We start from the raw sequence: 16,509 nt of genomic DNA, 5'->3' as shown, positions 1-16,509 counted from the left end.
TGCCTTTGCCCGTCAGAAATCAGGTTGAAAAGAGCCCCTCATTGGAATGAGGGGCATGACAATCTCCTGCTACATCCCCATGGGCCACTGCAATACATATACCCAGAACAGCAAGAGGGCCGTCCATGCAAACAAGAACGCCATGCTAAACGGCAACATTAATGACATTAATGTGCCTAACTTGGCATTTTTGTCATAGTCTTGCGCCGTCGCCAATATAAGCCCCAAGTAGCCAAACAGTGGACTAATGATATTGGTTACCGAGTCACCGATTCTGAATGCAGCTTGGGTCACCTCCAAAGGTATATCTACGTAGAACAGTGATGGTATAAGCACTGGCGCCATAAGGCTCCACTGGACAACAGGTGAACCCATAAAGAGATTGAGGAACGCACAGAGAATAACAACCAGTAGCAAAATGAATGCAGGATGCAATGACAGATCTGCAACCATGTTGCTCATCGACATGGCCAACACGCCTGAAAGTTGGCTTAACTTGAATATATATATCAGCTGGGATGCCACAAAAATAATCAGCAAAAATAATCCTAGCTGACTTAAACTCTTTTGGCATGCCTTGATGAGATCTTGCTCACCCCGAAAACTACCAGATAGATAACCGTAAGTTAAACCACTCAAGCCAAAAGTAATAGAAATAACTATTGGTAGACCACTAATGATCTCGCTGCGAGCGAGTTGCTGCCCTTCATTGGGTGCCAGCCAATTCCCCGGCACTGCCGCCGATAAAACAAAGAAGATGATCGCAGAAAGAAATACGCTACCAGAAGCCAGCATGGCCCTGTCATTTTTCTTATTGCAGGGAATATCATGGCTAATTAGATGACTATCAGTAGCATCATTATCAATTAGCCGATGCTGCCGTTTTTCTACTACCATGATAGAAATAAAAGACCCCACTGCGACTAATAGAAGGACACTGGCACTCATAAAAAAGTAATTCGCCAATGGGCTAACACTGTATTCAGGATCGATGAGCTTGGCTGCCGATGTAGTGATACCAGCAATCACCACATCATAGGTTGTAATGAATATAGTTGCATGCGTCCCTCCCGCGACACCGGCAAAAGCCGTTGCAAGTCCGACCAAGGGTGAGCGACCCGCAGCCTGATAGGCACGGCACGCCAGAGGTATCAAAACAATATAACCAACTGCGCCAACCACATTCGAAACTATCCCCAGAGCCATAATGCTGATGGTCAGTTGCCATTTTCCAGTTTTATTTACTAACCGTTGCACCGAGTAGCTAATCAATCCGGAAGAGTCAGCAAGCCCGATACCTATCGTCGCTATAATGACTATACCCAAAGGAGGGAAGTTAATAAACTCTTTAACACTGCCACCAAGCCATTCTCGAATACCGGCCAATGACAGCATATTATGAACGTACTGAGTGTTCTCGCCAGGCAGGGTGTAAGAGAGTTGTGCTTTGGCAGCAATAAAAGAGACGACCATGACTATCAAAGATAGCCAAATGAACAAGAACACCGGATGGGGAAGTCGATTTCCCCATCGCTCAATACTATCAAAAACAGACCTTTTCATGGTTTTAGAATTCATAATTAATGCCGGTATAATAAGTTCTTCCCTGAATGACCTCAGTGTACGTATCCGGGCTGGACACATCTTTATTCATCAGGTTGTTAACCCCCATCTTCAGTGCCACTCCATTGGCAAGGTCGTAACTCATGCCAAGATCCAGGGTGGTATATGGATCAGACACATCATTATTGCCAAGCTCGCCACGCACTTCACTACGATAATGCAACCGAGTGAAAATATTTAATGCATAGTTAGCATACCATGTCGCCTTGAGCGAAGCTTCATGCTCTGACGTACCAACCAGTCTGTCTCCGGAATAATCATCTTTTGCATCAAGATATGTATATGAAGCATCCAGACCAATATATTCCCATTGATGCGTAGCAGACAGTTCCAAGCCTTTCAGAGTGGCCTTGTCTATATTGACGAAGGTGTAGTCACCATTTTTTTTCTTTGCTTGTTGAATAATGTCATCAACCTGATTATAGAATACTGTTGCGCTGGCTAACGTAGTACCATTGGTATAATACATCCCCAATTCACTGAATGTGCCAGTTTCTGCTTTCAGGGCCGAGTTACCATAAATATTACAGCGACCGCCACAGCCAGGAGCTGAATAATATGGGGATATTTGAGCCAGGCTGGGTGCTTTAAATGCCGTCCCCACACCAGCTTTCATACTCCAGTTCTCAGCTACCCCTTGGGTGAGATAGCCACGGTAGGTAAACTCGCTGCCAAACAATGAATCATGATCATATCGCCCACCCAGGGTCAAGGTAGTTGCGTCAGTCAATGCATGATTGAATTCAACGTAAGCTGCAGAACTCTTTCTGTCTGCGGAGCCCCCCTTAAAACTAATATTGTCTACTTTGGCATTGCGGGTTTCAGTGCCAAACGTAATGTCATATTGATTGAACGATAATATGGCTTTGGCATCACCACCATAATTATGCTCAGTACTATTTGATGTGAGGAGATCATACTGGACATCAAAGTCACTGTAATAGAGATTGGCATCGACGTTCAGTCGTGAGGATTGGTAGCCATATCCTAGCGTGTAGCTTTGCAGACGGCGTTGCTGTTCATAATACCGATTGTTGAACATCGCAGTACCCAACTGCTCTTCATTGGATAGCTGAATATCAAGCGCTAATGAATGCTGGTCATTAATAGCAAGATCGAAGGTATTTACCAAGTTGTAGTTTTCCTGCCCGCGACGCTTGGTCGCATCAGGGTAGTCAGCATAAAATGACTCGGCGATATCCAGATAGTTGCCATATACGGTATAACTCAATGCATCGTTGACAGGCATGGAGTAATACAATCCATAAACCTGGCCATTACCACCTCGATCACCCTGGTTGTATTGCCCTTCAACACTCATTGCCCCTTCAGCAGCACCATTGTGTTTGCGCGTTATCACATTCACAACGCCCCCCATGGTATCGGCACCGTAAAGGGTAGACATCGGGCCACGAATAACTTCGACTCTATCAACGGCTACTGTAGGGGTAAGGCTTAATGCACTGTCACTGCCACGCCAAAGCGCTTCTTTGGTATAAGAACGGCGACCATTCAACAACACTTGCGTGTAATCATTGCTCAGGCCACGAATGCGAATGCTACGGGAACCATTGGCCTGGGTTGATATATTGACGCCCGGAGCATCGACCAAAAGATCACCGACATCCCCCGTCATTTGATATTTACTCTGCTCCTGACCATCGATCAAGGTCATGGTTGCAGGGGCTTCAAGAAGATTTTTTTCCTTTCCGGCGGTTGCTGTTACCACCATGGTTTCATCAGCAATATTCTCGGCAATTGCAACATGTGCAGGAAGTATCAGTGCACTCAATATGTAAGGCGTTCGGACTTTTAGATTATTTATATTCATTTTAAGTGATTTATTATACGATAAATAGTGCATTATAATGGAAATTATTATCATTTTGCATTGTTTTTCATTACTGATATTCATGGGTGATTAAAAAACGGCTTTATGACCCAAATCAGCCTATTAGTCGTTACTTCCTCTATCCCGGATTACCGGTGTCCTTTTCTCAACCGTTCCTGCCGCCTGATACGCCTTATCATTGCTGCTGATTTGGCAAAAGTAATTTGATGTAACCATCATTTTTGCCAACAAACTGTCTCGGCATACTGGCGCCATTCTCCCGTCGGGAGTCCCTAACCAAGGAGTTGTTATGCCACTGGCGTTATTTGCCCTTACCCTGAGTGCCTTTGCGATCGGCACCACTGAATTTGTGATTGTGGGGCTTATCCCCACCATCGCCGAGCAGCTCAATGTCTCGCTCCCCTCGGCGGGCCTGCTGGTCAGCCTCTACGCCCTTGGCGTAGCCATCGGCGCCCCCGTGCTCACGGCGCTGACCGGCAAGGTGCCGCGCAAGTGGCTGCTGGTAGGGCTGATGGCGCTCTTTACCGCCGGCAACCTGCTGGCCTGGCAGGCCCCCGGTTACGAGAGCCTGATCGTGGCCCGCATCCTGACCGGATTGGCGCACGGGGTCTTCTTCTCGGTGGGTAGCACCATCGCCACGGGTCTTGTGGCCAAAGAGAAGGCGGCGAGCGCCATCGCCATCATGTTCAGCGGCCTTACCGTGGCACTGGTAACCGGCGTACCGCTCGGCACCTGGATTGGTCAGGTCTTTGGCTGGCGTGAAACCTTTCTGGTGGTGAGCCTGCTTGGCCTCGTCGCCATGGTGGGCAGCCTGCTGCTGATCCCGAGCAACCTGCCCAAGGGGGCGGCCTCGACCATCCGCGAGCAACTCTCGGTACTGACCAAGAAGCCGCTGCTGCTGGTCTACGCCAAAACCGCACTCGGTTATGGCGGCGCCTTCACGGCCTTCACCTTCCTCGCCCCCATCCTGCAGCAGGTGAGCGGCTTTAGCGCCGGTGCGGTGAGCCTGATCCTGCTGGTGTACGGGGTATCGGTTGCCGTCGGCAATATCTGGGGCGGCAAGCTGGCCGACAGGATGGGCCCATTGCCCGCACTGAAACTGCTGTTTGCCGGTCTGGCGCTGGTGCTGCTGGCCCTCACCTTCACCGCACCCCATCCGGTGCTGGCGGTGCTCACCGTGCTGGTGTGGGGCGCCTTTGCCTTCGGCAACGTGCCGGGTCTGCAGGTACTGGTGGTGAAGCAGGCCGAGCTGCACACCCCCAAGGCGGTGGATGTGGCATCGGGCCTCAATATTGCCGCCTTCAACGTCGGCATTGCGCTCGGTTCCGTAGTCGGTGGCTTGGTGGTGGAGCACCTCGGCCTGATGCATACCCCCTGGATCGGCGCCCTTATCGTGCTGCTGGCCTACGGGCTGACCCATGTCAGCGAGCGCCGCGAAGCCCTCCGGCTCGCCGCCTGTCAGGCATAAGCTGCGCCAGCAGGCGTCACGCAAGAGCGTGGCGCCTGCTGCAATCGGCGCGGCAGGCTTCTATGCTGTGACACAGCGTTAAGCTGGCAACTATTTCAGCAACTGTTTCAGTAACCAAGCCTGTCACCCTCGCATCATTTGCCACGGAGTCTGTTATGAAGGTGCTTATTGTCTATGCCCATCCTGAACCGAAAAGTTTCAGCGGAGCCCTCTTCTGCCACGCCATCAGGGCGCTGGAGCAGGCGGGTCACACAGTGATGACCAGCGATCTCTATGCCATGGGCTTTGATCCCGTCTCGGATCGGCGCAACTTCACTGCCGCCAGCGATCCCGATTTTCTCAAGCTGCAACTCGAAGAGCTGGCTGCCACCGAGCAGGGCAGCTTCGCCCCGCAGCTGGAGCAGGAGATGCAAAAGCTGGAGGCGGCCGATCTGCTGATCTTCCAGTTCCCGCTCTGGTGGTTTGGCCTGCCCGCCATTCTCAAGGGGTGGGTGGATCGGGTCTTTGCCATGGGGCGGGTCTATGGTCAAGGCCATATCTACGAGAGCGGCAAGTTTCGCGGCAAGCGGGCCCTGCTGAGCCTCACCACCGGTGGTCCCGCCGAGACTTATCTGCCCGACGGCTTCAACGGCGATATTGACGGGGTGCTGCGCCCCATCCAGCGCGGGATCCTGCAATTTGTCGGCTTTGACGTGCTGCGCCCCCATATCTGCTATGCCCCGGTGCGGGTCTCGCAAGAAGAGCGGGAAGCCTGGCTCGCCCAGTGGGCCGAGCGCCTTGGCCAGATTGAGCAGGAGTCCCCCATCGCGGTTGGCCGCTACCAGTAACGGCTGACGCAGCTGACACTCTCCCCCCCAAAGCACAAAAACAGCGAGCGGCCCCCGGCCGCTCGCTGTTTTTCACGCTCTGTCGTTATGGTTTTTGTTATCCGTGGGCAAGCCTTATGCCGCCTGTTGCACGCCTGCTTTGCCGGTCACGGCACGCTTGAGCCAGTAGTCGAGGCTGACGTAGCGGCCCCCGCCGTAAACCAGCAGCACCAGCAGCATCACGAAGTAGGTGGCGGCAAACTCCATCCCGTTGTTGAGCATCACGGGATCCCCGAGCTCGGTGATGTAGTTGTAGCGACCGGGGAAGTTGGCGGCCAGCCACTCGATAAAGCCGTTGAGGCGCACAGTGGCCTCCATGCTGCCGGTGGCGATGGCATCCCAGCCGTGCTTCCAGTGCACCATGGCGCTCGCCACGCTCATCAGGAAGATGGTGGGAATGGCCATGATGCGGGTAAAGAGGCCAAGGGCAATGCAGATGCAGCCCAGCACCTCGGTGCCCGCCGCCAGAAAGGCGAGCAGGGTCGGGAACGGCAGGTTGAGCCCCCCTTCCGAGACTGGCGCACCAAACCAGGCGACCGTGCCGGCAAAGCCCATCACCTTGGAGTGGGCCCCCACATAGATGACCGGAATGAGATAGAGGCGAATGGCCAGCAGGGCCAGAAAATCGAGCCGCTTGCACTGGGCCACCGCCCGCTCGTACCACTGGATCAGGGTGTTGTTCATGGGAATTCTCCTTGGTGTTTGCTAAATGGGGGCAAGGGGGTGCCGGACTGGCGCTCGCCAACGGACAAGGTCAACAGACCCAGCCGGTGAAAATGGCGTGCCCACCCTGTCAGATCAAAATCACGGCGAACCTGTTGCACCTGTTGCTTGAACGCGGCTTGAGTGATCCCCGGCTGCTGTTGCAGCAACTGGATCAGCGCCACATCCCATTCGCGCAGCCGCTGGGTCACCACCTGATGCTCCGGGCTGCGAAACAGGCCATAGAAGTGGTTGCCCTGCCGGGTCGGCACCACGCCGCTGCGACGAATGGCAAAGGGGAGTTCAAGCAGTTGCAGGGTAGGGTTGAGCACAAGCGAACTCTCCGGCGTCACCTCAACCCCCGATATAACTTGCGGCACTACCCCTTCATCAATCTCGACACAGAGGCAGGCCCACTCGTACTCCAGCAGCGCCAACCGCTGCCTGGGCCAGTTGAGAGAGCCCTCGCCGTGGCGATGCTGCACATAGCGGACAAACTCGGTGGCGATATGGTGAAACTCGGGGGCCTCGGCGCCGTGCGCGATGACAAAGCCCTCCACTAGTTGCCACCTGTCCACCGGTGCCCAGTGAGCGTGGGTGAGCGGAAAAGCGCTCTCCAGCACCGACTCCACATTGGCGCGCACGCTGCGGGCATAGTGGCTGGCGATGCCATCCTGCGGCAGCCGCACCCGGCTCGCCAGCCAGGCGGTCTGCTGCTGCATCCGCTGCGGCGCCGTTTTAGGCGCAGTGATCAGGGATAACCGTCTATCCATAACGCACCTCCCGCACCTGACGGTCTATCGCCTCGCAACAGGCGCCGTGCACCCGCGCCAGCTCGGCCTCCAGCTCTGCCAGCGGTGGCAGATGGTGATCCCGCTCCAGCAGCAGGGGGCGCAGGCCGTGGGTCTGCACCGTATAACGGGCCAGCGCTACCACCGCCTCACAGACCGGACGACCATGGGTATCCAGCAAGGTGCCATCCGCCTCTTCCAGATGACCGGCGATATGGAAATAGCGGATCGCATTGCTCGGCAGCCCGGCAATCATCCGCTTGGGGCAGTAACCGTGGTTGCGGCTGTTCACAAAGACGTTGTTGATATCGAGCAGCAGCTCGCAGCCGCTGCGCGCCACCAGCTCGGCGAGAAAATCCTCCTCCGGCATCTCGTGGTCATAGCCGTGGTAGTAGGAGATATTTTCCAGCACCAGCGGGCGGGCCAGCGCATCCTGCACCTGCGCGATCCGCTCTGCCAGATAGGGGATGTTCTCCCACTGGCGCGGCACAGGTAAAAGCTCGTAGAGATAACCCTGCTGGTCGCGGGAAAAGCTCAGGTGCTCGCTGTAGATCCCGATGCCGAACTCGTCCAGAAAGGTACGGATCTGGCTGAGCAGGGTGCGATTGAGGGGCTGGCAATCGCCGAGGGAGAGGCTGAGGCCGTGGGCCACCAGCGGGTAACGCTCGGCCAGCTGATGCAGCTGCGCCCGCCTGGCGCCGCCGATGGCCATCCAGTTCTCCGGCGCCAGCTCGAGAAAGTCGATGCCGGGGCGCACGGGGCCGGAGCAGAGCGCATCCAGATGCTCCTGGCGCAGCCCGATCCCCCGACTACGGGAGCTTATTGGCCGCATACCCCCTCCGTCATCTTGCTGCCGCTGTTGGAACCGGATCTGTCGTCATCAATCCCCTCGCCCGCCACGCCACACTTGCCGTCGCGGGCGCGCACCAGCCGGCCTTGCGGATCGCTGTCGAGGGCTTGTTTTTCAAAGCGCTTCTCGGTGCCGCACTTGCCCGCCGCGCACTTGCCGCCATGCTGTTCGCTGGGGGCGGCCTTGACCGGCGCATCGCTCGGGGTGGCCGCCAGCGCCAGTCCCGGGGTCAGGGCAATCAGGCTGGTCATGGCGATGGAGAGGGTCAGTTTGCCAGTGGTTTTGTTGCTGCTTGAGTTACTCATGGGCGGACTCCTTGACGGATGAAACGGGGTAACTGGAGAGATCGCGGGCGGCCACGATCTGACCGTGGAACTGCTGTTTGACGATGGCCATCGCCTCTTTCTTGTGATTGAGGCCGACCCCCATCCAGTGGTTGAGCACCAGCAGCTTGGGGTTCACCTCGGCGGCAATTTTGGCCACCACCGATGGCTTGGCATGAAGCGAAGCCGAAACCGGGTCGGCCCCCTCGTGGATGGCGAGCGGCATCACCAGAATGTCGGCCCCCTTGGCAAACGGCACAAAGGCCGGGTTGCTGCCGTTCTGATCCGCCGAGATAACGATGGTCCCCTCGGCGCTCTCGATGCGATAGGCCAGACAGGGCACGTCACCGTGGGGGATGCCGAGCGCGGTGATGGTCAAGCCATCCTGCTGATAGACGGTGTGGGGCTGCGGGCTCTGGTAGGGCACATCGTGCAAGGTGATGGGGAAGAGGCCATCGGTGCCATCCTTGAAGCCGCTCAGGTAGGCATAAGCGCCCTTGTCTTTGTTGAAGAGGGCATCAAAGTAGCCGCTCATGCTGGGGAAGGCCGACCCCGCCTCGGGCCCCGCCAGATCCAGCGGATCGCTGCGCTTGAAGAAGTAGGCCCCCTTGAGCAGGGCGGGCAGGTCGGTCACATGGTCGGTGTGAAAGTGGGTGATGCCGATAAAATCGACCTCTTCGAGCTTGGCCCCCGCCTGGCCGAAGCGCAGGTAGACGCCGCCACCGGCATCGATCAGGATGCGGGATTTCCCCTTCCACCAGATCACCTCGCTGGAGGAGGCGCGCAGATCGTCGGAGATGGGGCCACCACTGCCGAGCACCTGCAGGGTGAAAGTTTTATCCAGTGGCGTCAGTTGTACCGGCTCGGCACAGGCCGGGGCGACGGTGAGCGCGCAGCCGATGGCCAGCGCCACCGCTTTCAATCTCTGTTTCATCACAATTACCTGTCGGTTGGTTGTCGGTTGAAAGTGTGTCGTTTGTGTCGTTTAAAGAGGGGGAGAGAGGGGCCGATGGCGACGTGTGAACGCCAACCACCGGCCGTGGCGGGGCGCGAACCCCGCCGTCAGTTACCGTCCCGTTCGTCCGCCTGCCAGCGCGCTTCCAGCCAGAGCAGGTTGCACAGGCCCAGCAGCAGGGCGAATCCGAGGCCCAAAATCCAGGTGAAGTACCACATAGCAGATCCCTTGAGGTCAGTAGAGTTGATGGCTGTCGCGCTTGATGCGGGCACGGTCGAGCTTGCCGCGCACCACCCGATAGACCCAGCCGGTGTAGCCCAGGTTGACCGGCATCAGCACCAGCACGAGGCCGAACATGATGGCCAGGGTTTTGTAGCTGGAGGTGCTGTCCCACAGGGTCAGGCTGCTGACCGCATCGAGGGATGAGGGCAGCACGAAGGGGAACAGGGCGATGGCCACCGAGCAGAGCATGGCGGCGCAGGCGATGGCGCTGGCCAGCAGCGCAATTCGGCCCCGCTCCAGCCAGGAGGCAATCCCGCTCACCAGCGGTGCCAGCGCCCCGATGATCGGCACCAGCCACAGCATCGGATAGTCAAAATAGTTGCGCAGCCAGCCACCGGCGTGGGGGATCACCCCCTTCATCAGCGGGCTGATGGCGGCATTCGGGTCAAAGGGTTGTGTGCCCACACCGGTCAGCTGAAACCCTTGCAGATCCACCAGATGCCAGCCGGCCAGCAGGTAGCAGAGGCTCACCAGCGGGGCCAGCAGGATGGCGATCCCCCGTGCGCGCAGCGCAGGAGTGCCGGTCACCTTGGCTTGCAGAAAACCGGCGCCGTGCAGCAGCAACAGGCTGATGGCAGTGGCCAGCACCGAGATCAGCCAGCCCCAGTGGAAGTCGAACGCGCCATAGTGCAGACGCAGCGCCGTGTCGAAGCGAAACGGCAGCCCCTCCATCACCAGACCGATAGCCGCACCGAGGATGAGCGCCGGTATCAAGCCACCGGCCACCAGCGCCCGATCCCACCAGCGGCGCCACACCGGATCGGCCAGCTTGCTGCGATAGTCAAAACCGACCGGACGCAAAAATAGCCCGAGCAGCAGCACCACCATGGGGATGTAGAGCCCCGAAAAGGCGGCGGCATAGACCAGCGGCCAGGCGGCAAACAGGGCACCGGCGCCAGCGATCAGCCACACCTGATTGCCCTCCCACACCGGCCCCACGCTGTTGATCACCAGACGGCGGTCGTCGTCATCTTTCGACACCACCGGCAGCAGCATGGCGATGCCGAGATCGAAGCCATCCATCACGATAAAACCGACCATCATGAAGAGCACCAGCGCCCACCAGATGAGTTTCAGGGTTGCGTAATCCATCAGGCGATCCTCGCAAGTTCGGGTTGTTCACCGCTGTAGCGGCCGGTATGGAGAATGGCGGGCCCCTTGCGGATCACATGGCGCAACAGGAACAGCTCCACCACCAGCAACAGGGTGTAGATGGAACAGATAGCGATGAGGCTGAACCAGAGTTGGCCCGGCTGAAGCAAAGAGACCGAGGCCGAGACCGGCAGCACGTCGCTGATGGTCCAGGGTTGACGGCCGAGTTCGGCCACCAGCCAACCCGCCTCGATGGCAATCCAGGGCAGCGGAATGCTCCAGAGCAGGATCTTGAGCAGCCGTGGCGAGTCTTGCAGCCGGTTGCGGCAGAGCTGGACAAAGCTCACCACCATCAGCCCCAGCATGGTGACGCCAAGCCCCACCATCACCCGAAAGCCCCAGAAGAGCGGTGCCACCGGCGGGATAGAGTCATCGACCGCCTTGGCAATCTCCGCCTCCCCCGCCTTGGCGATATTGCTGGCATAGGGGGTGAGCAGCATGCCGTAGCCGAGATCCTTGCCGTGCTGCTCGAAGCGGGCTCGGTTGGCCGGGGTGTCATCGCCCTGCCGGATCTGCTCGAGGGCCTCGACCGCCACCATGCCGCTGCGAATGCGCGCCTCGTTTTGCACCTTGATATCCTTGAGGCCGGTCACCGCCTCGTCGATGGAACGGGTAGCGATGATCCCCATCAGATACGGGATCTTGATGGCGGCGTGGGTGGTTTGCGCCTGCTGATCCGGGAAGCCGAACAGGGTGAATGACGCAGGGGCCGGCTCGGTCTCCCACTCCGCCTCGATGGCGGCGAGCTTGACCTTCTGCACCTCGCCGGTGCGATAGCCCGACTCATCCCCGAGCACAATGACCGAGAGGATGGCCGCCAGCCCGAAGCCGGAGGCGATGGCGAAGGAGCGCAGGGCAAACTGCACCTCGGTCTTGCGCAGCAGATACCAGCTGCTCACCCCCATCACGAACATGGAGGCAGCCACATAGCCCGCCGCGACGGTGTGAACGAACTTCACCTGCGCCACCGGGTTGAAGAGCACGGCGGCGATATCCACCAGCTCCATGCGCTGGGTCAGCAGGTTGAACTCGGCCCCCACCGGGTTTTGCATCCAGCCGTTGCCGATCAGGATCCAGAGCGCCGAGAGATTGGAGCCGAGCGCCACCAGCATGGTCACCAGCAAGTGCTTGCCACGGGAAAGCTTGTCCCAACCGAAGAAGAAGAGCCCCACCAGGGTCGATTCGAGGAAGAAAGCCATCAGCCCCTCGATGGCCAGCGGGGTACCGAAGATGTCCCCCACGTAGTGGGAGTAATAGGCCCAGTTGGTGCCGAACTGAAACTCCATGGTGATCCCCGTGGTGACCCCCATGACGAAGTTGATGCCAAACAGTTTGCCCCAGAAGCGGGTGATGTCCTGATAGATCACCTTGCCGGTCATCACATAAGCCGACTCGGCGATCACCAGGATCCAGGACAGCCCCAGCGTGAGGGGCACAAACAGGAAGTGGAACAGGGCCGTGGCGCCAAATTGCAGGCGAGACAGGCTGACCACGTCATCCGGATTGATCATGCGTCACTCTCTTTTGTTGTATTTGCCTTGCACGTTTCGTGCGTGACAAGTACATCACGGAGCATGACACCTATAACAGATGCAGTTATATTGAATTACACCTATAACAGTTGATCCAGATCATGTCCCTTTATCAGCAGTTGGCCGACCGCCTGCAAAGCCAGATCGACGATGGCATCTGGCAACCGGGGGATCGCATCCCCTCCATTCGCCAGAGCTGCAAGACCCACGGGCTCAGCCCCATGACGGTGTTGCAGGCCTATCAACTGCTGGAGAGTCAGGGGCGGATCCTCGCCCGCCCCCAGTCCGGCTACTACGTCAAAGCCGCCTCACCACAGGTCGTGCAGCACACGCCGAGCCAGACTCACTACAGCGGCTCGGTGGATATCAACGATCTGGTGTTCGAGGTGTTGCAGGCGAGCAAATCGCGGGATCTGGTGCCCCTTGGCATGTCGGTGGCCGATCCGCCCCTGTTCCCCCATCCCCAGCTCGGGCGGGCGCTGGCCAGCTGCATGCGCAAGCTCGATCCCTTTAGCACGGTGGCCGACCTTCCCCCCGGCAACGAGGCGCTGCGTCGTGCCATCGCCCAGCGCTACGCCAGCGATGGGGTGGCGGTCAATCCGCAGGAGATCATCATCACCACAGGCGCCATGGAGGCGCTCTCCCTCAGCCTGCAGGTGCTGACCGAGCCCGGTGACTGGGTGGTGGTGGAGTCCCCCACCTTCTATGGCGCCCTGCAGGCCATCGAGCGGCTGAAACTCAAGGCGGTGGAGATCCCGGTCATTCCGGGGGTGGGCATCGATCTCGACCTGCTGGCCGACGCCCTCAGCCAGATGCCGATCAAGGCGTGCTGGCTGATGGGCAATGTGCAGCACCCGCTCGGCCACACCATGCCTGATAGTCACAAAGCGCGGCTGATGGCGCTGCTCAACAGCCATGGGGTGCCGCTGGTGGAGGATGACGTCTATGCGGAGGTCTACTTTGGCCGCGAGCGCCCCAAGCCGATCCGCCACTGGGATCAGCGTGGCGACAGCCTGCTCTGCAGCTCCTTTTCCAAGTGTCTGGCACCGGGCTTTCGGGTCGGCTGGGTAGTGGCGGGGCTCCATGCCGAGCGGGTGCAGCGGCTGCAACTGATGTCCACCCTCTCCACCAATGTACCGAGCCAGCTGGCGCTGGCCGAGATGCTGCGCCAGGGCGGAGTCGATGCCCACTTTCGCCGCCTGCGCCACACCCTGGCCCAGCGCCAGCAGCAGATGCGGGCGGCCCTGCAACGGCTGTTGCCGGACGAGGTGCGGATCTCCTCCCCCGATGGCGGCTACTTCCTCTGGCTGGCGCTGCCTGCCCATTTCGACAGCCGCGCCCTGCACGCCAAGGCTCTAGGCAGCGGTTTTTCAGTGGCCCCCGGCGCGCTCTTTTCCAGTCAGGGACAACACAATCACTGCCTGCGCCTCAACAGCTCCCATCCCTGGAGCGAACAGCTGGAGCAGGCCCTCACCCGGCTGGCCGCACTGATTGCCGCACAACTCGGTGAAAAGTAACGTGGCAAAGAGCCGCTGACGAAACGAACAAAGGCCCGTAACGGGCCTGTGTAGTTGGGGAGTGACGCGCCTTGGCTCGCCATCAGAAACTGGTTATCTGGCCATGATCTGCGACTGCACCTTGAAGCCCAGCGCCTCGTAGAGCGCTTGGGCACGCTCGTTGAAGGCCATCACCTCCAGCCGGATTTGCTGAGCATCACGGGCCTTGGCCCACTCATCGCAATGGGCGATCAGCGCCTTGCCAATCCCGCGGGAACGGTGCTGCTCATCCACCACCACCGAGCCGATGCGGCAAATCGGCGCACGGGTGAGAAAAGGCACGCTCTCATTGATGTCGATCCGCGCCGTCAAAAAGCCCACCACCCTGCCATCCTGCTCGGCAACGCAGAACAGACGCCCTTCTGCACCGATGGCGCCGAGCAGAAATGCCCGCTCCTCTGGCGAAGGGGGGCTGAACACTTCGGGATAGTGCTGATGGTGGATCTCTCCTATCTGCCGGTTCAGCTCGACAATCGCGTCGATATCCAGTTCGCTTGCCTTGCGTATCTCCAACGGTTGCTCCTTGCAAAAAGGGTGATGGTCCTGCGCCATCTTAGGGGCTGTGCCCCACAATCCAAATAGGCTCATCCGTATCTTTTGGCGGGCAGCAGAAACAACAACGCCCCTTGAGCGGGGCGTTATCGGCAATCCATGGCGATGAGGGGTATCAGGCGGGGGCGTTAAGCTGGGCCACCTGCCGCTCGATGCTCCCTTTGAGGTTGTCATCGAGTTTGAGGGCCCGTGCCAGCTCGTCGAGATAGCCTCGCTCCATAAAGTGATCCACTTCGATGGCGAGCAGGGAGGCGAGATAGACCTCGGTGGCCAGCTCCATATCGGTCACTTCCCGCGCCAGCGCGTGGGGATCGAGGGGACGGGCCAGCTCGGCGTCAATCCAGCGGGCGACATCGCTCTGACCCTGTTCGGTCAGGTACTCCTGAATTTTCTGGCGCTCGGCGCCGTCGATATGGCCATCGGCCCGTGCCGCAGCCACCATGGCGCGCACCAAAAGCGCCGCACGGGCATCCAGCGCATTGCCTTCCAGCCCACTGATGGGATGGGTGGGCTGGGCCGGTGCCGCCTGCTGGGCCTGCCAATCCTGATAGAGCTTGTAGGCCAGCCCGCCAAGGGCCGCCGCGCCGCCCACGGCAGCGGCCTTGCCGCCATATTTGCGCACTTTTTTATTGCCCAGCAGCAGACCGAGCGCGCCACCGGCCAGCGCTCCCTGCATCTGCCCCTTGCGCTTGTCGCCGCCTTCGTTGAGCCAGCCTTTGCCAGCCCCCAACAACTGTTCCAGCATCTGTTTCATCGTGGCACCTCGCTATTGTTCGGCCCATGCTGGCGCCAGACTGATGAACCAAGAGTGAATGGGCCCCATTATTGCGCCGTCCCCTGTGCATCCTGCCGCCATTCGCGGTATACCTGAAACAGGTCAACAAGGAGCATCAGGATGCGCATCATCACCCCTTTCGTGGTTCTGCTGTTGTGCGGCACTGCCAGTGCCGCCAGCGAGCTGGATCGCTCAGCCCAGCAGGCCAAGCTGGATGCCGCCTGCCAGCAAGCTCAGCAGCAACTGGTCGAGCAGGGCAAGCAACAGCGGATCGACGCCTGCATCAAGGAGGGCGGCAAGGCCGACAAGTGCCAGCAGGAGTTCGCCAGCTTCGGCCAGCGCGAGGGCAACAAGCGGCCCGACCTCAACAACCTGCCCCCCTGCCAACAGGCTGACGCCTACCGCAAGAGCTACCGTCAATGACCCCGAACCAAGGAGAGAGCATGATCCCCCCCCGCGAACTGACCCTGCAATTTCTGGCCGAACCCTCCGACGTCAATTTCGGCGGCAAGGTGCATGGCGGCATGGTGATGAAGTGGATCGATCAGGCGGGCTATGCCTGCGCCGCTGGCTGGTGTGGCGGCTATGCGGTGACCGTCTATGTAGGGGGGATCCGCTTTTTGCGCCCCATCCAGATTGGCCAACTGGTAGAGGTGCACGCCCAGGTGATCCACACCGGCACCACCAGCATGCATCTGGCGGTGGATGTCTACAGCCGCCATCCCACCGACACCGAGCGCCACAAAACCACCCACTGCATCATCATCTTCGTGGCGATGGATGAGCACGGCAAGCCGACCCCAGTGCCCCAGTGGCAGCCGGTAAGCGAGAGCGATCTGCAGTTGCAGCAGTACGCCAAAAAGCTGATCGCCCTGCGCGAGGAGATCGACAAGGAGATGCGCCAGCACCTCTGACCTTGGTGATTCCCCTTCCCGATACAGCGGGCGCTTTCGGCCTGCGGCGGCGCCCCTGTATAATCCCCCCTCTTCCCGCAACCGGAACCCTGCCCATGTCACTGGAAACTGCCCCGCCCGAGGTAAAACTCGCGGTGGATCTGATTGAACTGCTGGAAACCAATGAGCTGGCTCCCGAGCTGGTGCTGGCGGCACTGGCCATTGTGAAACAGGATTACGAGCGCAAGCTGGCGGAGGGGAAGGATCACTGATCCCTCCCCGCACTTTTTCTGCCTTATCTTTCCGACGCCAGTTTTTCCCCACAGAAGTTTTTCCC

The 16,509-nt window shown here is 58.9% G+C and carries 18 protein-coding genes; 6 read left to right on the top strand and 12 right to left on the bottom strand.

Features of this window, described 5'->3' with window-relative positions; all coding sequences use genetic code 11:
* Nucleotides 1–69 precede the first annotated feature (69 nt).
* Nucleotides 70–1,578: an AbgT family transporter gene (locus tag G5179_RS12785; RefSeq protein WP_421249555.1), complete on the bottom strand. Its 1,509-nt coding sequence runs from the start codon at nucleotides 1,576–1,578 to the stop codon at nucleotides 70–72.
* The gene (locus tag G5179_RS12780; RefSeq protein WP_421258493.1) at nucleotides 1,568–3,538 is read right to left on the bottom strand and encodes a TonB-dependent receptor domain-containing protein; all 1,971 of its coding nucleotides are present in this window, start codon (nucleotides 3,536–3,538) and stop codon (nucleotides 1,568–1,570) included. Before G5179_RS12780 ends, G5179_RS12785 begins: the two co-directional genes overlap by 11 nt.
* 226 nt (nucleotides 3,539–3,764) lie before the next feature.
* Here G5179_RS12780 and G5179_RS12775 point away from each other — a divergent pair, with 226 nt between their 5' ends.
* Nucleotides 3,765–4,943, top strand: coding sequence for an MFS transporter (locus G5179_RS12775; RefSeq protein ID WP_319919893.1), 1,179 nt, complete (start codon nucleotides 3,765–3,767; stop codon nucleotides 4,941–4,943).
* Nucleotides 4,944–5,098: 155 nt separating this feature from the next.
* Nucleotides 5,099–5,770: an NAD(P)H-dependent oxidoreductase gene (locus G5179_RS12770; protein WP_144715507.1), complete on the top strand. Its 672-nt coding sequence runs from the start codon at nucleotides 5,099–5,101 to the stop codon at nucleotides 5,768–5,770.
* 114 nt (nucleotides 5,771–5,884) lie between these two features.
* Here the strand turns inward: G5179_RS12770 and G5179_RS12765 are convergent, their stop codons facing one another.
* The 8 genes from G5179_RS12765 to G5179_RS12730 all read right to left on the bottom strand — a co-directional run bounded on the left by G5179_RS12765 (nucleotide 5,885) and on the right by G5179_RS12730 (nucleotide 12,375).
* Nucleotides 5,885–6,493 (bottom strand): DoxX family protein, encoded by a 609-nt coding sequence (locus G5179_RS12765; protein WP_005337566.1) that lies wholly within the window; start codon nucleotides 6,491–6,493, stop codon nucleotides 5,885–5,887.
* A complete protein-coding gene (locus G5179_RS12760; RefSeq protein WP_421208729.1) occupies nucleotides 6,490–7,284 on the bottom strand; it encodes a putative DNA-binding domain-containing protein in 795 nt (264 codons plus the stop codon). Before G5179_RS12760 ends, G5179_RS12765 begins: the two co-directional genes overlap by 4 nt.
* Complete coding sequence (locus G5179_RS12755; protein WP_421208728.1) at nucleotides 7,277–8,134, bottom strand: DUF692 domain-containing protein; 858 nt, start codon at nucleotides 8,132–8,134, stop codon at nucleotides 7,277–7,279. The genes G5179_RS12760 and G5179_RS12755 overlap by 8 nt, the downstream gene beginning before the upstream one ends.
* Nucleotides 8,122–8,457: a hypothetical protein gene (locus G5179_RS12750; protein WP_201955840.1), complete on the bottom strand. Its 336-nt coding sequence runs from the start codon at nucleotides 8,455–8,457 to the stop codon at nucleotides 8,122–8,124. The genes G5179_RS12755 and G5179_RS12750 overlap by 13 nt, the downstream gene beginning before the upstream one ends.
* The gene (locus G5179_RS12745; RefSeq protein WP_421258492.1) at nucleotides 8,450–9,409 is read right to left on the bottom strand and encodes an MBL fold metallo-hydrolase; all 960 of its coding nucleotides are present in this window, start codon (nucleotides 9,407–9,409) and stop codon (nucleotides 8,450–8,452) included. Before G5179_RS12745 ends, G5179_RS12750 begins: the two co-directional genes overlap by 8 nt.
* A 128-nt stretch (nucleotides 9,410–9,537) precedes the next feature.
* Nucleotides 9,538–9,648, bottom strand: a complete 111-nt coding sequence (gene cydX, locus G5179_RS12740; protein ID WP_005337572.1) for a cytochrome bd-I oxidase subunit CydX — start codon at nucleotides 9,646–9,648, stop codon at nucleotides 9,538–9,540.
* Nucleotides 9,649–9,664: 16 nt separating this feature from the next.
* On the bottom strand, nucleotides 9,665–10,804 hold the full coding sequence (gene cydB / locus G5179_RS12735) for a cytochrome d ubiquinol oxidase subunit II (RefSeq protein WP_139494010.1): 1,140 nt from the start codon (nucleotides 10,802–10,804) through the stop codon (nucleotides 9,665–9,667).
* A complete protein-coding gene (locus G5179_RS12730; RefSeq protein WP_421258491.1) occupies nucleotides 10,804–12,375 on the bottom strand; it encodes a cytochrome ubiquinol oxidase subunit I in 1,572 nt (523 codons plus the stop codon). Before G5179_RS12730 ends, cydB begins: the two co-directional genes overlap by 1 nt.
* Nucleotides 12,376–12,497: 122 nt before the next feature.
* Between G5179_RS12730 and G5179_RS12725 the strand changes: the two genes are divergently transcribed.
* Nucleotides 12,498–13,913: a PLP-dependent aminotransferase family protein gene (locus G5179_RS12725; protein ID WP_421258490.1), complete on the top strand. Its 1,416-nt coding sequence runs from the start codon at nucleotides 12,498–12,500 to the stop codon at nucleotides 13,911–13,913.
* 93 nt (nucleotides 13,914–14,006) lie between these two features.
* Here G5179_RS12725 and G5179_RS12720 read toward each other — a convergent pair whose 3' ends face one another.
* Both G5179_RS12720 and G5179_RS12715 read right to left on the bottom strand, forming a co-directional pair.
* Nucleotides 14,007–14,465: a GNAT family N-acetyltransferase gene (locus G5179_RS12720; RefSeq protein WP_101531498.1), complete on the bottom strand. Its 459-nt coding sequence runs from the start codon at nucleotides 14,463–14,465 to the stop codon at nucleotides 14,007–14,009.
* A gap of 154 nt (nucleotides 14,466–14,619) precedes the next feature.
* Complete coding sequence (locus G5179_RS12715) at nucleotides 14,620–15,258, bottom strand: tellurite resistance TerB family protein (protein WP_042656069.1); 639 nt, start codon at nucleotides 15,256–15,258, stop codon at nucleotides 14,620–14,622.
* Between the two features lie 141 nt (nucleotides 15,259–15,399).
* On the opposite strand from G5179_RS12715, the gene G5179_RS12710 reads away from it, so the two are divergent.
* The 3 genes from G5179_RS12710 to rsmS all read left to right on the top strand — a co-directional run bounded on the left by G5179_RS12710 (nucleotide 15,400) and on the right by rsmS (nucleotide 16,444).
* Nucleotides 15,400–15,702: a hypothetical protein gene (locus tag G5179_RS12710; RefSeq protein ID WP_088869296.1), complete on the top strand. Its 303-nt coding sequence runs from the start codon at nucleotides 15,400–15,402 to the stop codon at nucleotides 15,700–15,702.
* Nucleotides 15,703–15,722: 20 nt separating this feature from the next.
* Entirely contained in the window at nucleotides 15,723–16,193 is a 471-nt protein-coding gene (locus tag G5179_RS12705; protein WP_088869297.1) for an acyl-CoA thioesterase, read from the top strand.
* 95 nt (nucleotides 16,194–16,288) lie between these two features.
* On the top strand, nucleotides 16,289–16,444 hold the full coding sequence (rsmS, locus tag G5179_RS12700; RefSeq protein WP_080768580.1) for a pleiotropic regulatory protein RsmS: 156 nt from the start codon (nucleotides 16,289–16,291) through the stop codon (nucleotides 16,442–16,444).
* Nucleotides 16,445–16,509 lie beyond the last annotated feature (65 nt).

The sequence above is a fragment of the Aeromonas sp. 600886 genome (assembly GCF_049174935.1).
Lineage (GTDB): Bacteria > Pseudomonadota > Gammaproteobacteria > Enterobacterales > Aeromonadaceae > Aeromonas > Aeromonas veronii_A.
The sequence above is the reverse complement of the archived record's forward strand: the minus strand, read 5'-3'. Positions and strand labels throughout refer to the sequence as shown.

Excerpts from the sequence above, each read along its gene's own strand:
- cydB (WP_139494010.1), bottom strand. The coding sequence starts at position 10,804 with ATGGATTACGCAACCCTGAAACTCATCTGGTGGGCGCTGGTGCTCTTC.
- rsmS (WP_080768580.1), top strand. The coding sequence starts at position 16,289 with ATGTCACTGGAAACTGCCCCGCCCGAGGTAAAACTCGCGGTGGATCTG.
- G5179_RS12760 (WP_421208729.1), bottom strand. The coding sequence starts at position 7,284 with ATGGATAGACGGTTATCCCTGATCACTGCGCCTAAAACGGCGCCGCAG.
- G5179_RS12775 (WP_319919893.1), top strand. The coding sequence starts at position 3,765 with ATGCCACTGGCGTTATTTGCCCTTACCCTGAGTGCCTTTGCGATCGGC.
- G5179_RS12750 (WP_201955840.1), bottom strand. The coding sequence starts at position 8,457 with ATGAGTAACTCAAGCAGCAACAAAACCACTGGCAAACTGACCCTCTCC.
- G5179_RS12765 (WP_005337566.1), bottom strand. The coding sequence starts at position 6,493 with ATGAACAACACCCTGATCCAGTGGTACGAGCGGGCGGTGGCCCAGTGC.
- G5179_RS12785 (WP_421249555.1), bottom strand. The coding sequence starts at position 1,578 with ATGAATTCTAAAACCATGAAAAGGTCTGTTTTTGATAGTATTGAGCGA.
- G5179_RS12745 (WP_421258492.1), bottom strand. The coding sequence starts at position 9,409 with ATGAAACAGAGATTGAAAGCGGTGGCGCTGGCCATCGGCTGCGCGCTC.
- G5179_RS12725 (WP_421258490.1), top strand. The coding sequence starts at position 12,498 with ATGTCCCTTTATCAGCAGTTGGCCGACCGCCTGCAAAGCCAGATCGAC.
- G5179_RS12715 (WP_042656069.1), bottom strand. The coding sequence starts at position 15,258 with ATGAAACAGATGCTGGAACAGTTGTTGGGGGCTGGCAAAGGCTGGCTC.
- G5179_RS12705 (WP_088869297.1), top strand. The coding sequence starts at position 15,723 with ATGATCCCCCCCCGCGAACTGACCCTGCAATTTCTGGCCGAACCCTCC.
- G5179_RS12780 (WP_421258493.1), bottom strand. The coding sequence starts at position 3,538 with ATGAATATCAGTAATGAAAAACAATGCAAAATGATAATAATTTCCATT.
- G5179_RS12755 (WP_421208728.1), bottom strand. The coding sequence starts at position 8,134 with ATGCGGCCAATAAGCTCCCGTAGTCGGGGGATCGGGCTGCGCCAGGAG.
- G5179_RS12730 (WP_421258491.1), bottom strand. The coding sequence starts at position 12,375 with ATGATCAATCCGGATGACGTGGTCAGCCTGTCTCGCCTGCAATTTGGC.
- G5179_RS12710 (WP_088869296.1), top strand. The coding sequence starts at position 15,400 with ATGCGCATCATCACCCCTTTCGTGGTTCTGCTGTTGTGCGGCACTGCC.
- G5179_RS12770 (WP_144715507.1), top strand. The coding sequence starts at position 5,099 with ATGAAGGTGCTTATTGTCTATGCCCATCCTGAACCGAAAAGTTTCAGC.
- cydX (WP_005337572.1), bottom strand. The coding sequence starts at position 9,648 with ATGTGGTACTTCACCTGGATTTTGGGCCTCGGATTCGCCCTGCTGCTG.